The organism is Actinoalloteichus hymeniacidonis, from assembly GCF_014203365.1.
In the GTDB taxonomy this organism is placed as follows: Bacteria; Actinomycetota; Actinomycetes; order Mycobacteriales; family Pseudonocardiaceae; genus Actinoalloteichus_A; species Actinoalloteichus_A hymeniacidonis.
In genome coordinates this window covers 2,307,842-2,323,238 of the sequence record NZ_JACHIS010000001.1, presented here as the reverse complement: position 1 = coordinate 2,323,238, position 15,397 = coordinate 2,307,842, and the positions used below count along the sequence as shown (strand labels likewise).

The 15,397-nt window shown below is 65.1% G+C and carries 16 protein-coding genes; 8 read left to right on the top strand and 8 right to left on the bottom strand.

Going from position 1 to position 15,397, the window contains the following annotated elements:
- Positions 1-77: 77 nt before the first annotated feature.
- From BKA25_RS10240 to BKA25_RS10220, 5 genes are all read right to left on the bottom strand, one after another.
- Positions 78-1,241: an ABC transporter ATP-binding protein gene (locus BKA25_RS10240; protein WP_069850308.1), complete on the bottom strand. Its 1,164-nt coding sequence runs from the start codon at positions 1,239-1,241 to the stop codon at positions 78-80.
- Positions 1,242-1,288: 47 nt separating this feature from the next.
- Positions 1,289-2,242, bottom strand: coding sequence for a carbohydrate ABC transporter permease (locus BKA25_RS10235; protein WP_084643157.1), 954 nt, complete (start codon positions 2,240-2,242; stop codon positions 1,289-1,291).
- A complete protein-coding gene (locus tag BKA25_RS10230) occupies positions 2,239-3,222 on the bottom strand; it encodes a carbohydrate ABC transporter permease (protein ID WP_084643158.1) in 984 nt (327 codons plus the stop codon). Before BKA25_RS10230 ends, BKA25_RS10235 begins: the two co-directional genes overlap by 4 nt.
- Before the next feature lie 8 nt (positions 3,223-3,230).
- Positions 3,231-4,541 (bottom strand): extracellular solute-binding protein, encoded by a 1,311-nt coding sequence (locus tag BKA25_RS10225; RefSeq protein ID WP_069850310.1) that lies wholly within the window; start codon positions 4,539-4,541, stop codon positions 3,231-3,233.
- Positions 4,542-4,867: 326 nt separating this feature from the next.
- Positions 4,868-6,274, bottom strand: coding sequence for a MarR family transcriptional regulator (locus tag BKA25_RS10220; protein WP_069850312.1), 1,407 nt, complete (start codon positions 6,272-6,274; stop codon positions 4,868-4,870).
- Positions 6,275-6,557: 283 nt separating this feature from the next.
- Here BKA25_RS10220 and BKA25_RS10215 point away from each other — a divergent pair, with 283 nt between their 5' ends.
- The 5 genes from BKA25_RS10215 to BKA25_RS10195 all read left to right on the top strand — a co-directional run bounded on the left by BKA25_RS10215 (position 6,558) and on the right by BKA25_RS10195 (position 8,936).
- Positions 6,558-6,944 (top strand): YbaB/EbfC family nucleoid-associated protein, encoded by a 387-nt coding sequence (locus BKA25_RS10215; protein WP_069850314.1) that lies wholly within the window; start codon positions 6,558-6,560, stop codon positions 6,942-6,944.
- Entirely contained in the window at positions 6,944-7,207 is a 264-nt protein-coding gene (locus tag BKA25_RS10210) for a YbaB/EbfC family nucleoid-associated protein (RefSeq protein WP_069850316.1), read from the top strand. Before BKA25_RS10215 ends, BKA25_RS10210 begins: the two co-directional genes overlap by 1 nt.
- A gap of 10 nt (positions 7,208-7,217) precedes the next feature.
- Positions 7,218-7,538, top strand: coding sequence for a hypothetical protein (locus BKA25_RS10205; RefSeq protein ID WP_157421143.1), 321 nt, complete (start codon positions 7,218-7,220; stop codon positions 7,536-7,538).
- A gap of 10 nt (positions 7,539-7,548) precedes the next feature.
- Entirely contained in the window at positions 7,549-8,244 is a 696-nt protein-coding gene (locus tag BKA25_RS10200; RefSeq protein ID WP_157421145.1) for a hypothetical protein, read from the top strand.
- Positions 8,245-8,363: 119 nt separating this feature from the next.
- The gene (locus tag BKA25_RS10195) at positions 8,364-8,936 is read left to right on the top strand and encodes a hypothetical protein (protein WP_184285086.1); all 573 of its coding nucleotides are present in this window, start codon (positions 8,364-8,366) and stop codon (positions 8,934-8,936) included.
- An 18-nt stretch (positions 8,937-8,954) separates the two neighbouring features.
- Here BKA25_RS10195 and BKA25_RS10190 read toward each other — a convergent pair whose 3' ends face one another.
- The gene (locus BKA25_RS10190; protein WP_084643161.1) at positions 8,955-9,533 is read right to left on the bottom strand and encodes a TetR/AcrR family transcriptional regulator; all 579 of its coding nucleotides are present in this window, start codon (positions 9,531-9,533) and stop codon (positions 8,955-8,957) included.
- Between the two features lie 92 nt (positions 9,534-9,625).
- Here BKA25_RS10190 and BKA25_RS10185 point away from each other — a divergent pair, with 92 nt between their 5' ends.
- Genes BKA25_RS10185 through BKA25_RS10175 form a run of 3 tightly spaced genes read left to right on the top strand, consistent with a single transcriptional unit; the run spans position 9,626 to position 12,478 of the window.
- The gene (locus BKA25_RS10185; protein ID WP_069850323.1) at positions 9,626-10,852 is read left to right on the top strand and encodes an MFS transporter; all 1,227 of its coding nucleotides are present in this window, start codon (positions 9,626-9,628) and stop codon (positions 10,850-10,852) included.
- A gap of 40 nt (positions 10,853-10,892) precedes the next feature.
- The gene (locus BKA25_RS10180) at positions 10,893-11,087 is read left to right on the top strand and encodes a hypothetical protein (RefSeq protein ID WP_069850325.1); all 195 of its coding nucleotides are present in this window, start codon (positions 10,893-10,895) and stop codon (positions 11,085-11,087) included.
- On the top strand, positions 11,084-12,478 hold the full coding sequence (locus tag BKA25_RS10175; RefSeq protein ID WP_069850327.1) for an Asp-tRNA(Asn)/Glu-tRNA(Gln) amidotransferase GatCAB subunit A: 1,395 nt from the start codon (positions 11,084-11,086) through the stop codon (positions 12,476-12,478). Before BKA25_RS10180 ends, BKA25_RS10175 begins: the two co-directional genes overlap by 4 nt.
- Positions 12,479-12,508: 30 nt before the next feature.
- On the opposite strand, the gene BKA25_RS10170 is transcribed toward BKA25_RS10175, so the two are convergent.
- Both BKA25_RS10170 and BKA25_RS10165 read right to left on the bottom strand, forming a co-directional pair.
- Positions 12,509-14,824, bottom strand: a complete 2,316-nt coding sequence (locus tag BKA25_RS10170; RefSeq protein ID WP_069850328.1) for an ATP-binding cassette domain-containing protein — start codon at positions 14,822-14,824, stop codon at positions 12,509-12,511.
- Between the two features lie 55 nt (positions 14,825-14,879).
- A complete protein-coding gene (locus BKA25_RS10165; protein WP_069850330.1) occupies positions 14,880-15,287 on the bottom strand; it encodes a VOC family protein in 408 nt (135 codons plus the stop codon).
- Positions 15,288-15,397 lie beyond the last annotated feature (110 nt).

The following is a 15,397-nucleotide window of genomic DNA, read 5'->3' as shown; positions in this document are numbered from 1 at the left end:
CCTCGGCCACGCCGGGATGTCGGTTGCGGGTTCGTGTGGGTCGTTCGGGATGACTCGGGCTGGTTGGCGGGGTGTCCTCAGCTGTCGGTGGGCCGGTCGGACGCGGGCGCGATCGGCGTCGGCTGCGGCGCCCATTGGCTCGGGGAGAACAGCGACGCACCGGACTCTTTGGCGAACAGGTGGGCGCGGTCGGCGCGCAACCGCACCGGGACGGCCTTGTCGATGCCGACCCGGAACGGCGCGGGCACCCGTGCCTTGATCAGTTCGCCGCCGAGATCGACGGTGACCAGCACATCGGCGCCCAATGGCTCGGCGACGAACACGGTGCCCTGTAGCGAGTCGGCGGCGTCCGCATCTCCGGGCTCGCCGAGGATCACGTCCTCGGGTCGGATGCCCAGCACCACCTCGCCTGCCGGGAAGTCCTCGGCGGCACGCGATGCCTCCTCGGTCAACGCCAGCACGGCAGCCGGGCTGCGGAAGGTGCGTCGACCCTCGACGTCGGTCAGCCCGCCGGTGAAGAAGTTCATCGGCGGCGAACCCATGAACTGCGCGACGAACATGTTCGCCGGCTTGCCGTAGATCTCCTCCGGCGGCGCGCATTGTTGCAGGACACCGCCCTGCATCACCGCGATCCGGTCCGACATCGTCATCGCCTCGACCTGGTCGTGGGTGACGTAGATGAAGGTCCTGGCCAGGTCGGCATGCAGGCGTTTGAGCTCCACCCGCATGTCGCCGCGCAGCTGGGCGTCCAGGTTGGACAACGGCTCGTCCAGCAGGTAGGCACCCGCATCGCGGACGATGGCCCGCCCCAATGCCACCCGTTGCCGCTGGCCACCGGAGAGCTCTCTGGGTTTGCGGCCGAGCAGGTTCTCGATGCCCAGCGAGGCGGCGGTCTTGCGAACCCGTTCGCCGATCTCGCTCTTGGGCACCCGCATCATCTGCAGCGCGAAGCCGATGTTCTGCTCGACCGTCTTGTGCGGGTAGAGCGCGTAGCTCTGGAAGACCATCGACACATCGCGCTTGTTGGCGGGCAGGTAGCCGACGGGCTCGGAGTCGAAGTAGACCTCTCCGGAACCGAGCTTCTCCAGGCCGCAGATCATCCGCAGCGTGGTGGACTTCCCGCAGCCGGAGGGACCGACCAGCGTCAGGAACTCCTGGTCCGCGATCGTCAGGTCGAGGTCGTCGACGACGACATTGTCGCCGAAACTCTTGCGCAGTCGCTCCAATCGGACCTGTGCCATCTAGTCGTCTCCTCGTCTCGTCCGAGCCGGTCGGTGCATCTGGCGGGTCATCCCTTGACCGAACCTGCGGCCATGCCCTGCACGATCAACCGCTGGAAGATCAACACCAGGATCAGCGGCGGCACGACGGCCACCACTCCCGCTGCGGCCATCAGGGTGAACTGGGTGTTCATGTCGGTGGCGAAGTTCGCCGCCACCACCGGCATCGTCTTGGCCGCCTCGGTGGAGGTCATGAACAGGGCGAACATGAACTCGCTCCACGCGGTCATGAAGGAGAACACCGCCGCCGCGACCAGACCGGGTGCGGCCACCGGAAGGAACACCGACCACATGGTGCGGAACCAGCCGCACCGGTCGACCCGGGCCGCGTCCTCCAGTTCTCGCGGCACCGCGCGGAAGAAGTCCTTGAGCACCCAGATCGTCACCGGCAGGGAGAAGGTCAGGTAGGACATGATCAGGGCCCAGTAGGTGTCCAGCAGGCCCAGCGACCGGATCATCAGGTAGAACGGGATGATGATCGCGATGCTCGGCACCATCCGGGTGATCAGGTAGCCGATGAGCAGCAGTTTCCCGCCGGTGAACCGCAGCCGGGAGAACGAGTAGGCGGCGGGGACGGCCAAGACCAGGTTGAGCAGTGCCGTGGCGGTGGCCACGATCATGCTGTTGCCCAGTGCGAACGGTGTCTCCCGGATGGCCCGCCCGCCGACCAGGGCCTGACTGTCGTCCGGCCGCAGGAAGCTCAGATAGTTGTCGAGGGTGGGGTGCGGCGGAATCCAGTTGGGCGGCACGGCGATCGCGTCGACCTCGCGCATGAAGCTCATCGCGAAGATCCAGTAGAACGGCAGCACCAGATACAGGGCGAAGAACGCGGCCAGCGTGTAGACGACGATCTTCTTCCACGGCACCCGGTAGCGCAGCGGGACACGGCGAACCGGTGTCCGGACGCGGTTCTCCTCCGGTCGGGTGGCGCCCGAGCGCGGCGTGCTCGTCGGGGTGGTCATACCTCGAAACTCCCCTTCCGGTAGAGCGCCGCGACATAACCCACCGAGATGACCAGCGTGAACGCGGTGATCACCCAGGCATAGGCACTGCCGAGTCCGAAGTCGGTGTAGGTCAGGGCGGTGCGCACGTTCAGCACGGCGATGATGCTGGTGGCGTCGCCGGGACCGCCGCCGGTGAGCACGTAGATCGTGTCGAAGGCCCGGAAGGCGTTCATCGTCTCGAGGATCAACACGATCAACAGCGGATGCAGCAGCCACGGCAGGGTGATCTGCCGGAAGCGCTGGAACACCCCGGCCCGGTCGACCCGCGCCGCGTCGTACAGGTCCGATGGAATGGTCGACAGCCCGGCCAACAGCAGGATCACCGCGAAGGGCAACGTGTTCCACACCTGGGCGAAGGCGGTCATGAAGAACGCGCCCGATGGCGAGGACAACCACGCCTGATAGCTGTCGATCAGGCCGAGTTGGGTCAGCAACCCGTTCAGTGCCCCGGTATTGGCGTCGAAGATCGTCCGCCACATCAGACCGTTGACCACACCCGGCATCGCCCACGGCAGCAGCGCGAGGCTGCGCAGCACGCCGCGCCCCAGGAAACTCTCGTTAAGCACCAGCGCGAGGACCATCGCCAGGACCACGGTCATCGAGACGACCAACAACACGAAGAACCCGGTGGTACGCAGCGAACTCAGGAAGGTCGGGTCCTGCCATAGAGCGATGTAGTTCTGCAGTCCGATGAACTCGGTGTCGTCCGGTCGTTTGAGGTTCTGCTGGTGCAGGCTGACCCACAGCGAATAGCCGATGGGGTAGGCGACCAGCGAGAACAGCACGATCAACGCCGGAGCGTTGAGGGCATAGGCGCGGACGGTGTCGCTGGCGCCGTGGCCGATTCGGTAGCGCAGCGACTTCTTGCCCTTGCGTGGGGGCCCGGCGGCGCTCGGCGGCTTCGCCGGGGCCGGATTCGGGGCAGCGGGGCTGGCCATGTCGCCTCCTACTCGTAACGCTGGGCGAGCGATCGTGCCGACCGTTCGAGTTCGGCCGAGCCCTCCTGCGGGGAGCGGTCACCGGTGAGCACCTGTTGCACGGTGCGCTGCAACGAGGCCTCGAACTCCGCGTACCAGGGCACCTTCACCACGCTGCGCGCCCGCGAGACGCTCGCCAGGTAGGCATAGGTCTCCGGGTCGGCGAAGGTGCTCAGGGATTCGACGATCTCCGGGTCCTCGGCCAGATCCTCGAAGGCGTAGCCGAGTCCGCGTTCCAGAAACCAGAACCGCGCCGTGTACGGCTCGCCGTCGTCGTCCAGGCCACCCATGTAGTGCAACAGGCGTTCGGACTTCTCTTGGACCTCGGTCTCCAGGTTGAGGCAGTACATCCGCGAGTTGCTGACCGTGCCCTCGGTTCGACCGTCCAGGCTCGGGATCGCGGCCAGGTGCAGGACACCCGCCGAGTTGGAGACCGCCGGGTCGTTGTAGTTGCGCAGCGAGTACCTGGGTTGGATCGAGAACGCGTACTGGCCCGCCATCATCGCGTTGTCCATCGGCACGGGCAGGGTCTGCACGGACGCCGGGTCCAACACCTGCGAGTCGGCGCTGACCCGACGCAGCCACTCCAGGACCTCGGTGGTGATCGAACCGGCCTGGTTCATCACCGGTTGGAGCTCCTCGTCGAACAGATCCGCTTCGTTGGCGTAGACCAACGCCCAGATCCACATCAACGCGGTGTCCGACAGCTGCGCGGGCAGTCCGATCGGATGCTCCAACAGGCCCGCGTCCTTGATCGCCAGCGCCTGTTCCTCCAACTCGTCCAAGGTGGTCGGCGGCGTATCGAACCCGGCCTGGCCCAGGATGTCGGAGTTGTAGACCAAAGCCTGCGAATCGGTGTAATAGGGCAAGCCGTAACGCTTGCCCTGATAGGTCATCGCCTCGGCGACCGAGGGATAGATCTTGTCGTAGACCCCATCGATTCCGTCGAGTTCGTCCAACGGTTGGAGATATCTCGCCTCGACCGAACTGGCCAGCGAGTCGTCATACATGTAGAGGACATCGGGACCGCCACCACCCATGAACTCGGCGGTGAGCTTCTGAATGAACTGGGCACTGGTGATCGGCGCATAGTCGACTTCGACATCCGGGTTCATCCGGATAAATCGATCGATGTTCTGCTGCACGAGTTGTGCCTCGTAGTCCCAGCCCTCGAACCGGACGGCTCCTCTCCTGCGGGGGCCCGCACAGCTGGTCAGCGAGGCGATTCCGGGCAGCGCAAGCCCCAGAGCTGCTGCTTTCAGCAGGCTTCTTCGGTCCATGCCACCGCTCCTCCTACGAAGTCCCGCCGACCTGGTGGCCACGTTCCGAACCGATCAACGATCAAGGTTCGTTAATGGTCCGTTTGTGGTTGCGGGAGACGATGCCCGATGGTTCGAGGCAAGTCAACGGTGTCGGACGAATATGTCGTCGAATCGCCCGTCTGCCCGGACTTCCACGATTCAGGCGAAACTCCGGGGTTACTCGCAAGCAACACCGAATGACTATTAAGACACCTGTTCGGCGGCATGCCTTTCATTTATGGCGCATGGTTCGTAAATGGTGGAATGACCGCTTACCGACGGACCGCCGAATGTTGAAGCGACCGCTAGTCGGCCGCGATCGGACCGATGTCCGCCGGGTCGATCTGCGGCAACGCCGGTTCCGTGATCCGGTGTTCCACCGAGGTCGGGTCGGCGGGCTGCGCGTCGGCGGCCGACGCCAGAGCGGCGTCGATCGCCAGCCGATACAGCCTCGTCGGCCTGCCCTTGCGGTGGGTCTGGGCGGTGCCCTCGGGGATGACGAGGCCGCGTTCGTGCAAGCGTCGGATCAACCGGCGTCCGCTGGGGTCGGTGATACCCAGGACGTTGGCGAGTTCGCCGGGCGAGATCGCCTGGCCACGCTGATGGCGCTCCACCGCTGCCAGCCGCGAGATCGTGGCCGGACTGAGTCCGACGCTGCGGGCGAGCCCTTCGATGTGCGAGCCGTGATCCCGGTAGGTGAAGGCGACCGGGCTGCCCTCCTGGCCCATCGGACCGATGATCACCCCGTTGTCCTCGACGAGATATCCACAGGCCCGACCCTCCGACTCGGCCCTGGTCGCGGCCCGTTCCGCCAAAGCGACGCTAGTCCGCGCCGAGCCGCCGACGCCGAACCCCGCCGCCACCCGGACTCCGAGCAGCGTCTCGGCCTGGCTGAGTATCGGCACGGCGATCCAGTTGTGGGTGATCCGCTCGAACAGGGCGCGATGCGCGAAGACCACCAGGCCGCGCCTGCCCCTGTTCTCCACCCAGGCCTCGGCGAGTTCCGGGCTGTTGAGCAGCAGGTTCATCAATCCGACCCTGGCGCGGTCGACGTCCACCTCCCTGGATTGCTCCGCCACCACGAAGACCCCGGCGGCGAAGCGCGAGGCGTTGGCCCGGTGTGACTGGATGCGCAGGGTCAACTCGTGCAGCTCGGCGCGGATCGTGGAGGGCACCGGTTGGCTGCTGAGTACCCGGATCTCGCCGGCGAGCCGACGCCGAACCTCCATCCGCATCGTGATGACCACACCATCCGGATCGTCGGCGAGTACCCGTCGGTGATGTCGGACGATGTCGGCGGTCCGCTGTCCCGGCGCGTAGGGCAGGGCGGCGACGCGTTCGGCGGACAGCCCCAGCGCGGCCCGCACCTCGACGACGGCATCGAGGTCGAAGGTGTCGACGCTGATGCGCCCCACCTGCGGATATCGCGCACGTACCAGCGAGAACGCCAGGGCCAGATCGAGCGCGGAGGGCCGGATCACCACCGCGGGTAATTCCTCGGGCAGCACGTCGTGGCTGGCGTCGTAGGGCACCGGGCCGAGCAGAACCCCGTCGACGTGCCGGGTGGCGATCAACTCGGCGACGAGACCGCGAATCTCGGCCTCCTCGTCGTAGATGACCCATTCCCAGTTCACGCCGGTCAGCATCCGGGTCGCCTGTTCGAAAACGGCACGTCGCTTGACGTGCACGATCAGCCCGAGAACCACGCTCATGTCGCCGCCAGATCACCTATCGAGAATGTGAGGACCGAAAATGGTTCGTAGGACCATACGCGCTCGGAAGCGGGGTGAACAGGCTTCGCTGTGGGGCACTGAAGAGTCAGCGCGGCAGACCGCCGGCCACCAACGCCCGCCACTGTCGGTTCCTCGTGATACACGCGCGCCCGCGCGGAGCAGACTGCAGCTCGCCAGATACCCAGCGCGCCGAGAAGTGAGAAAGACTGCACAACGTCCTCGCGATGCAACACAGCGTGAGGACGCTGTTAAGTTGTCGATCATGACTGCACCACCTCCCCACGATCCACTCACCGGCCTCCGCCGCTCTCTGGAGAGCAGCCTCGCCGATCTCGGGCGCGCACAGGAACAGATCAACGCGCAGCGCTTGGAGGTGCAGGCCCGTACCGAAGCGCTCCGCGCCCGACAGTTGGAGGGATGGTCGTCTCAACGGCGGGTGCAGGCTGTGGTGAACGGTGAAGGGCTGCTCCAAGACCTGCGCATCGAGCCCGGTTCGCTGCGGACCTCGCACCCGGGCCAGCTGGGCACGGAGATCGCCGAGGCGGTCAGGACCGCACGGGCAGCGGCATCCGAGGAGAACCGCAAGGCCTTCCACGATCTGATGCCGGGGATATTCCCTGCCGAGCCCACGACAGAGGGGCAGCTCTGATGACACACGACAGGATTCGAGCCTTGGTCGCCGAGATCGAGGCAGCAACGGAGGCCGCTCGGGTCCGAGCAGAGGAGCGGGCAGCGGCCACGTATACCGAGGCCATCGGTTCAGGACTGGGCACACTCACCGTCAACGGCCAAGGCGAGCTGAGCACGGTCGACCTCGATGTCCGGGCATTGCGCTACACGAACGAAACGGCGCTGGCCGATGCGGTGAAGACAGCGATCCAACGCGCCGAGAGACGCGCACGGGAAATCTAGGAGGACGATCGTGGATTACCATGTGGTGCCGGATGCATTACGCGAAAACGTACGACAGCTCCATTATGTCGCAGATTCGTGGGCAGATGCGAAAGCCGAACTGTCCAATCAACACATGGAGCAAAACGATCTGGGATACCTAGGAGTAAAGCAGAATATCCCAGATATATACAATACGGCTCTAAATACGGTATTGGATCGACTTCAATCTGGATTCGAAGCATTGAACAATGCCGCAGAAAGCCTCAAGAACGTCGCCGATGATTACGAATCAAGAGACGCGGAATTCTATACCGAACTCGGCTACATAGACGACGAGATGAATCGATAGGACTTCTAAAATGGGATTAATCGAGGTACAGGTTCCCGGCTACGGAAGGGCCGAGGGAGCAGACGAAAACTTTCCATACAATGCCGCAGCTGTAGTAAACAACTGGGCGCATCTCGCGCAAAAAGTGATCGTATCCGAGGTGATTGAGCAGATAAAAAACTGCCTTGGGAACCCAAATAAAATCACCGATATAGCGACCGTCTGGAGTTCCGACGCCGGCAGCCTCATCAATGATGCCCGCCAGGGAATGCTTAGCACCCGACTCAACCTGGCAGCCTACTGGAGCGGGTCGGCGTTCGAATCGTTCAACTCCTACGTCGAACACGTGGAAGAAATTATCGATCACACTTACACTGTCATGAAAAATATGGGTGGCCTCGTAGGAGAGCTACGAGCTATTGTCGATAGCACCTACATGAGCGGTATTCAATTCATTGGCACGTGTGCGACAGAGATCCTCCAGGCAGCAGGATCCGCAGCGCAGAACTGGATGTCCCTCTGGGGCGCGGTATGTGGCGCAATCCTTGATGCACTGGCAGCCTTCACTGGGGCGACGACCGATCTACTGCAATCGGCAATACAAACGCTTGGAGATTACGCGCAAACCGGGCAGGCCCTAATCAGCCAGGCAGACGATATCCGGATACCCGACGCGCTTCCAAGCAATGCCACGCCAAGCGAGAATTGGACGGTCAACCCGAGATGAATTCTCACCGTTCCGCTTCGCACAGTGACGAGTTCGAAGAAAAATGCAAAAGTATGCAAATAATGGATGTCCGAAATCTGCATAAAATAGGAAGCAGGCTTCTTCTTGCACTCATATCGGTGACCCTGACTGCGTGCACAGGAGAACAAGCAGTCAACGCCCGAGACCAACTTCCAAGTAGCTGCCTCAACGACATCGAGATTGCGATCTCAAATACCACGGGAGACCTATACAATCAAGAGCGACACAATTCCGAACACAGCGAAGACAGCGAACCTCAGGACGACCGCCCCGCAACAATGCAGTGCTCCGCCAATTTTCTTGCCACTAATACGAAAATCGAGGGACCTTCTCGACGTTTTATTCAAGCCAGATACTTGATGCTCCCCGAATCAGATCTATTCAGGGAACCAATCCTTCACGCGACTACGATGTATTCCGATCAAGTTGAGGAGGCCGAAATATCGTCAACAGTCCGAAAATTGCACTACGTCGCCGATGAGGCGCATTATTGGCACGACGAAGAGGGCCCGTTTCCTGGCGCCCGAGTAATCATTCGCGATCGGAATTTGCTTATCAACATCTCGTTCAGTGGCGAAGATCGCTCCGCCGATCAAGAGGTACCAATGTCCCCCATCGAAGCTCAGGAATCAGCTCAGACGATCGCAAAGGCTATCGCCGAGACCTTGTGAGACCACACAGGCTACTGCTCAACGCACCTCTTTCACTGTCAGCCCCTCCAGCACCGAGCTGACCAACCCGCGCACCCACTCGACCGGCGGTAGTTCGGTGCCGAACAGGATTCGGTAGATGGTCGGGGCGACGACGTGATCCAACACCGTGTCCACCTCCGGGGCAGGCTCTCCGCGCGCGATGGCTCGGTCCACGATGTGGCCGATCTGGCGTTGGTTGAACCGGGAGCATTGGAACTGATTGCTCGGGTCGGCGTTGGCGGCGAGCACGTCGAGCAGGTAGGCCTTGCCGGTGGGCGAACCGGACTCCTCCAGGTACTGCTCGGCCCAGCGCAGCAGGTCGGTGCGAAGCGAACCGGTGTCCTCCGGTGGCGTCTCGGGCCGCAGCCGTTCGACGGCGACGTCGGAGAGCAGCTGCCGCAGATCGCCCCAGCGCCGGTAGATCGTCGAGCTGGTGACACCCGCACGGGCGGCGATCATCGGCACCGTGAGTTCGGCACGGCCGACCTCGGCCAGGAGTTCACGGGTCGCGTCGTGTACGGCGCTCTGCACCCTGGCACTGCGCCCACCCGGGCGAATGGCCTCTCTCGGACTCACCAGACCAGCTTAACGCACAGTATTTGCGTTAGACGCCGGTCGCGGTCTACCGTCAGCTAAAGCGAAATCTTCGCTTTAAGGCTGGGAGTTCGATGACCACGTCCACGCTCGATCCATCCACGCGCCGCCGGAGTCTCGGTCCCGGCGCGGCTACCGCGTTACAGGCGATCATCTTGATCACCTTCATGGCCGCCTCCAGCGCGCCGAGCCCGATCTACCGCATCTACCAGCAGCAATGGGACCTCGCGCCCAGCACGCTGACGATCCTCTTCGGCGTCTACGCCGCTAGTCTGCTGGTCGCGCTGCTGGTGGTGGGGCGGATCTCCGACCATGTGGGTCGCAAACCCACCGTCCTCGCCGCGCTCATCGGCGTGAGCCTCGCGATGGTGCTGTTCCTGGTCGCCGAGAACGCGGGCACGGTGCTGGTCGCCCGAGTGGTGCAGGGGCTGGCCACCGGCACCGCGACGGGCGCGCTGGCCGCAGGCCTGCTCGACACCGCGCGCGCCCACGGCGGCCTGATCAACAGCGTGTCGCCGGTCGCCGGGATGGCGTTGGGCGCGCTCGGAGCGAGCCTGCTCGTCGAGTTCGCGCCCATTCCGATGCGGCTGGTCTTCCTGCTCCTATTGGTGGCGTTCATCGGCCAGGCGTTCGCACTCACGGTGCTACCCGAGACCGCCGCCCGGCGGCCGGGCGCGGTGGCCTCGTTGCGACCCAGGATCGGGGTGCCACCGAGAGCCCGCCGCACCCTGTTCCTGGTCGGCCCGGCAGCGGTGGCGGCGTGGGCGCTCGGAGGTTTCTATCTCTCCCTCGGGCCGTCGCTCGCCCAGCTGGTCACCGGCTCGGATTCCGCGTTGACCGGCGGACTGCTCGTGTTCACCCTCACCAGCAGCGGTGCCGTCGCGGTGTTCCTGTTGCGCTCGGCGGCACCGAGACGGCTGATCCGCATCGGCTCATCGGCACTGCTCGGCGGGCTGGCGATCACCCTGCTCGGGGTGAGCATGGGATCGGCACTGTTGTTCTATCCGGGCACCGTGCTGGCAGGCATCGGCTTCGGCTGCGGATTCCTCGGCGCGATGCGCACCCTCATCCCGCTGGCCGAACCACACGAGCGCGCCGGGCTGATGTCCACCTTCTACATCGTCTGCTACCTGGGCAATTGTGTTCCAGCCGTGATCGCGGGCATCGCCGCGAACTCCATCGGGGTGCCCGCGGCCACCGGCTACTTCGGTGCGGCCGTGATCCTGCTGGCGCTGGTGGCCTTCCTCGGAACCCTGCTCCGTCAGGACACCCCCAGCACGAACCCGCCGCCCGCCGCCTGAGACGACCCGAGAACTCCAACACCCGAAGGGGAACGAACCGATGCCCACCGACCTGACCGCCGCCGAGGTCGCCGCACTGGCGATGCACGCCGAGCTCGATCTCCCATCTGAACGGTTGCCGCAGGTCACCGCCACGTTCAACGGGATCCGCGCCACGCTGGCCGCCCTCGACGAGCCGGACTACGAGACCACCGCCCCCGCCTCGATCTTCGACCCCAGGAGCGCCGACCGATGAGCGAGCCCTACCGACTGAACCTCGCCACAGCCGCGCAGGCCATCGCCGATCTGACGCTCTTACCGAGTGAACTCACCGAATCGGTGCTCGATCGGCTCGACACGGTCGAGGACACCGTCTCGGCCTACGCCACCGTGACCGCCGACTCCGCCCGGCAGGCGGCGGCCGTGGCCGACGGCGAGATCGACGCGTTGGGCCCGCGCAGCCCACTGCACGGAATCCCGATCGGGGTAAAGGACCTCATCGACACCGCCGGAATCCCGACGGCCTCGGGTTCCCTGGTGCATGCCGGGCGCGTTCCGACGGCGGATGCGGCCGTGGTCGAGTCGGTGCAGCGGGCGGGCGCGGTGTCGATCGGCAAGACCCACACGCACGAGTTCGCCGCAGGCGTCCGTACTCCCGGCACCAACAACCCGTGGTCGCCGGACCGCATCGTGGGTGGCTCCAGCGGTGGGTCGGCGGCGGCGGTGGCCAGTGGGACGGCGATCGCCGCGCTCGGCACCGATACCGGCGGGTCGATTCGGATTCCCGCCGCGTTGTGCGGCGTCGTCGGTCTCAAACCGACCTACGGGCTAGTCCCCACCACCGGAGTCACCCCGCTGAGCTGGTCGCTGGATCATGTCGGCCCGATCGCCCGCACCGTCGCGGACGCCGCGACCCTGCTGGATGCCATGGCGGGCCACGATCCGCGTGATCCGGCGAGCCTCGCGGTGACGGCCGAGAACCGACGGCGACTGATCGGGCACGAGTTGACGGGTCTGCGGGTGGGTGTGCCGACAGAGTTCTTCTTCGACCGGGTGGTCGACGAGGTGCGGGATGCGGTGGCGGCCGCCATCGTCGCCCTCGTCGACCTCGGCGCCATCCCGGTGGAGGTGCCGATTCCGATGGCGCACTATGCCCAGGCCATCCGCGTCGGGGTTCTGTTCCCCGAGGCCGCCGAGCTGCACCGGCGCAGCCTGCGCGACTCGGCGGCGAAGTACGGCGACGACGTCCGCACCGTGTTGGAGGCGGCGACCCTGCTGCCCGCCACGGACTATCTGCGGGCGCAGCGCGCACGACGACTACTCCACCACGGCTGGCTGGAGATGTTCGCCGACATCGACGTGCTCGCGACGCCCACCACGCCGATCACGGCCGTCCCCGCCGAACAGGATGAGGTGCGCTGGCCCGATGGCAGCACCGAGACGGTCACCGACGCGCTGCTGCGTTTCACCGAGCCTGCCAACCTGACCGGAATGCCGGCCTTGACCCTGCCGGTCGGGCAGGATTCCGCCGGACTACCGATCGGAATGCAGCTGATCGGCCGGCCGATGGAGGAGTCGAGGCTGATCCAGGTGGGCGCGGCTCTCGAACACGCCAAGGGATCGGCGGGCACCCTGGCTCCGCTCTGAGAGCCACCGGGCCAACGCCGGCCGGAGCGATCAGATCGTCATCGGCGGTAGTCCGAGATCCTGGCGGAGGAAGGCGGCGGTATGCGAGCCTGCAGTGCCGAGTAGATCGGCCGGGGTCCCCTCGAAGAGGACCCGACCGCCCGCGCTGCCGCCTTCCGGGCCGAGATCCACCACCCAGTCGGCGTTCTTGACGACGTCGAGGTCGTGCTCGATCACGATCACCGAGTTCCCCCGGTCGACGAGTCGGTCGATGATGCCGAGCAGGTGCGCGACATCGGCCATATGCAGGCCCGTGGTCGGCTCGTCCATCACGTACACGGTGCCGCTCTTGTGCAGCTCGGTGGCCAGTTTGATGCGTTGACACTCGCCGCCCGACAGGGTGCTCATCGGCTGTCCGAGGGTGAGGTAGTCGAGTCCGACATCGATCATGGCCTGCACGATCTGCTGGATGCGCTTCTCGACGAAGAACTCGGCGGCCTCGGCGGCGCGCATCCGCAGCACGTCGGCGATCGACCGGCCCCGGACCCGATGCTCGAGCACCTCCGGCCGGAATCGGCTGCCCGCACAGCGTTCGCAGGTCGACTTGAGACCGTCCATGAAGGCGAGGTCGGTGTAGATGATGCCCAAGCCCTGACATTCGGGGCACGCTCCGGCCGAGTTGCCGCTGAACAGCGCGGGGCGTACACCGTTGACCTTGGCGAACAGCTTGCGGATCTCGTCCATCATCCCGGTATAGGTCGCCGGGGTGGAGCGCAGGGACACGCCGACGGCGGCCTGGTCGATCACGATCGCGTCCGGATGCGCGGCGAGGAAGACCTCGTTGATCAGGGTGCTCTTCCCGGAGCCGGCCACCCCGGTCACCACGGTGAACACCCCGGCGGGTAAGTCGACGCCGACGTCGTCGAGATTGTGCCGGGTGGCGTGCTCGATCGGCATCGAGTGGGTCGGAGTCCGGAAGACGGCCTTGATCGGCATCCGCCGCCGCAGGTGGGTTCCGGTGGGAGTCGGCGCGCCTGCCAGGCCCGACACCTCGCCGGAATACACCACCTCGCCGCCGTCGGCGCCCGCGCCGGGTCCGATGTCGACGACGTGGTCGGCGATCTCGATGACGTCCCGGTCGTGCTCGACCACCAGTACGGTGTTGCCCTTGTCCCGCAGCCGACGCAGCAGACCAGTCAGCCTGATGACGTCCCTCGGATGCAGGCCGATGCTCGGCTCGTCGAAGATGTAGATCATCTCGGTGAGGCTGCTCCCCAGATGGCGGACCGTCTTGATGCGTTGGGCCTCGCCACCGGACAGGGTCGAGGTCTCGCGGTTGAGACTCAGATATCCGAGGCCGATGTCGATCAGATCGCCGAGCCGCTCCAGCAGGCTCGCCACCACCGGTTCCGCGTTGACCGTCGAGGTCGCCGCGATCACGCCGATCAGGTCGACCACTTCCAGGTCGGCGAGTTCGGCGATGTTGCGGCCGTCGATCGTGCAGCCGAGCGCGGCGGGGTTCAGCCGAGCGCCATGGCAGGTCGGGCAGGTTGCAGGCGTGACGAAGCGTTCGAGGATCGCGCGGTTGCGGTCGGACATCTCGCCGGGGTCCTTCTTCAGGTAGACCCTGGTGAACCGCTCGACCAACCCCTCATAGCGGGAGTCGATCTCGCCGCCCGCCCATTCGAGGGCGACCTTGGCATCGGTGCCGTACAACAGTGTCTGCCACTCGGACTCGGTGTAGTCGATCAGCGCCTTGTCGTTGTCGAAGAGCCCGGAGTTGGCGTAGAGCTTCCAGTACCAGCCACCGACGGCGAAGTTGGGATGCAGCAGCGCACCGTCGTTCAGGGATCGCGTCCGGTCGAGGAACACCGCCAGGTCGAGTGTGACCTTGCGGCCGAGGCCCTCGCATTCCGGGCACATGCCCGCCGGATCGTTGAACGAGAAGGCGTTGGAGGAGCCGACGTAGGGCATGCCCACCCGCGAGAACAACAATCGCAGCAGCGCATAGGTGTCGGTGATGGTGCCGACGGTCGACCGTGAGTTGCCGACGATCCGCTTCTGATCGACCACGATGGCGGCCGAGAGGTTGTCGACGGTGTCGACCTCGGGTCTGCCATGGCGGGGCAACCGGTTACGCACGAAGGTCGTGAAGGTCTCGTTGAGTTGCCGCTGGGCCTCGGCGGCGATCGTGTCGAACACCAACGAGGACTTCCCCGAGCCGGACACACCGGTGACCACGGTGAGCTGCCGTTTCGGGATGCGCAGGGAGATGTTCTTCAGGTTGTTCTCGCGAGCGCCGGTGATCTCGATGTGGTCGAGGTAGCCGGCGTGGTCTCGGTGGCCGTTGTGCTGGGTAGGTGACAAAGAGGTGCCTCTTCTTCTGGGGGCGGGGCATGCGACGCAAGCGAACCGGGCTGGGTCAGCTCTGCGCTGCTTGCTGTTCCTCGGCGCCGCCCGCCCAATCGAGGAGTTCGACGGGGATACCGTTCGGGTCGGCCACCATGAAGAGGCGTTCGCCCCAGGGCTCCACCCGGAGCGGGAGGGTGATCTCGACGCCCTCGGCCCGCAGTCGATCCTGTTCTGCCTCCAGATCCTCGACGACGAAGGCGACGATGGCGCCCGATGCCCGGCGGTAGCGAAGGTTCTCGGGCAGTACCTCGAGTCCCGTCCGGTGGAACACCAGATCGATCGCGCCGTCCTCGCGGGTCAGCGAGACGAAGTCATCGGCCGCCATCGCGACCGTGTAGCCGAAGTGATCGCGGAAGAAGTCGCGCGATGCCTCCAGATCGTCGACGGTGAACGCGATGGTCGTGCTGCTTACCTGCATGGATGTCCCCATTTCCCACGGCGGTGATCCTCGGTAGGGCCACGGACATCGGTGGAAGCCGACGGGCGGTGCCGACCCGGGATACCAACTTCGTACTTTGTACGTTGTAC

What these genes read in the sequence shown, in the direction of transcription:
- BKA25_RS10210 (WP_069850316.1), top strand. Translation starts at nt 6,944, where the DNA reads ATGACACACGACAGGATTCGAGCCTTGGTCGCCGAGATCGAGGCAGCA.
- BKA25_RS10225 (WP_069850310.1), bottom strand. Translation starts at nt 4,541, where the DNA reads ATGGACCGAAGAAGCCTGCTGAAAGCAGCAGCTCTGGGGCTTGCGCTG.
- BKA25_RS10180 (WP_069850325.1), top strand. Translation starts at nt 10,893, where the DNA reads ATGCCCACCGACCTGACCGCCGCCGAGGTCGCCGCACTGGCGATGCAC.
- BKA25_RS10185 (WP_069850323.1), top strand. Translation starts at nt 9,626, where the DNA reads ATGACCACGTCCACGCTCGATCCATCCACGCGCCGCCGGAGTCTCGGT.
- BKA25_RS10215 (WP_069850314.1), top strand. Translation starts at nt 6,558, where the DNA reads ATGACTGCACCACCTCCCCACGATCCACTCACCGGCCTCCGCCGCTCT.
- BKA25_RS10220 (WP_069850312.1), bottom strand. Translation starts at nt 6,274, where the DNA reads ATGAGCGTGGTTCTCGGGCTGATCGTGCACGTCAAGCGACGTGCCGTT.
- BKA25_RS10165 (WP_069850330.1), bottom strand. Translation starts at nt 15,287, where the DNA reads ATGCAGGTAAGCAGCACGACCATCGCGTTCACCGTCGACGATCTGGAG.
- BKA25_RS10175 (WP_069850327.1), top strand. Translation starts at nt 11,084, where the DNA reads ATGAGCGAGCCCTACCGACTGAACCTCGCCACAGCCGCGCAGGCCATC.
- BKA25_RS10230 (WP_084643158.1), bottom strand. Translation starts at nt 3,222, where the DNA reads ATGGCCAGCCCCGCTGCCCCGAATCCGGCCCCGGCGAAGCCGCCGAGC.
- BKA25_RS10235 (WP_084643157.1), bottom strand. Translation starts at nt 2,242, where the DNA reads ATGACCACCCCGACGAGCACGCCGCGCTCGGGCGCCACCCGACCGGAG.
- BKA25_RS10240 (WP_069850308.1), bottom strand. Translation starts at nt 1,241, where the DNA reads ATGGCACAGGTCCGATTGGAGCGACTGCGCAAGAGTTTCGGCGACAAT.
- BKA25_RS10200 (WP_157421145.1), top strand. Translation starts at nt 7,549, where the DNA reads ATGGGATTAATCGAGGTACAGGTTCCCGGCTACGGAAGGGCCGAGGGA.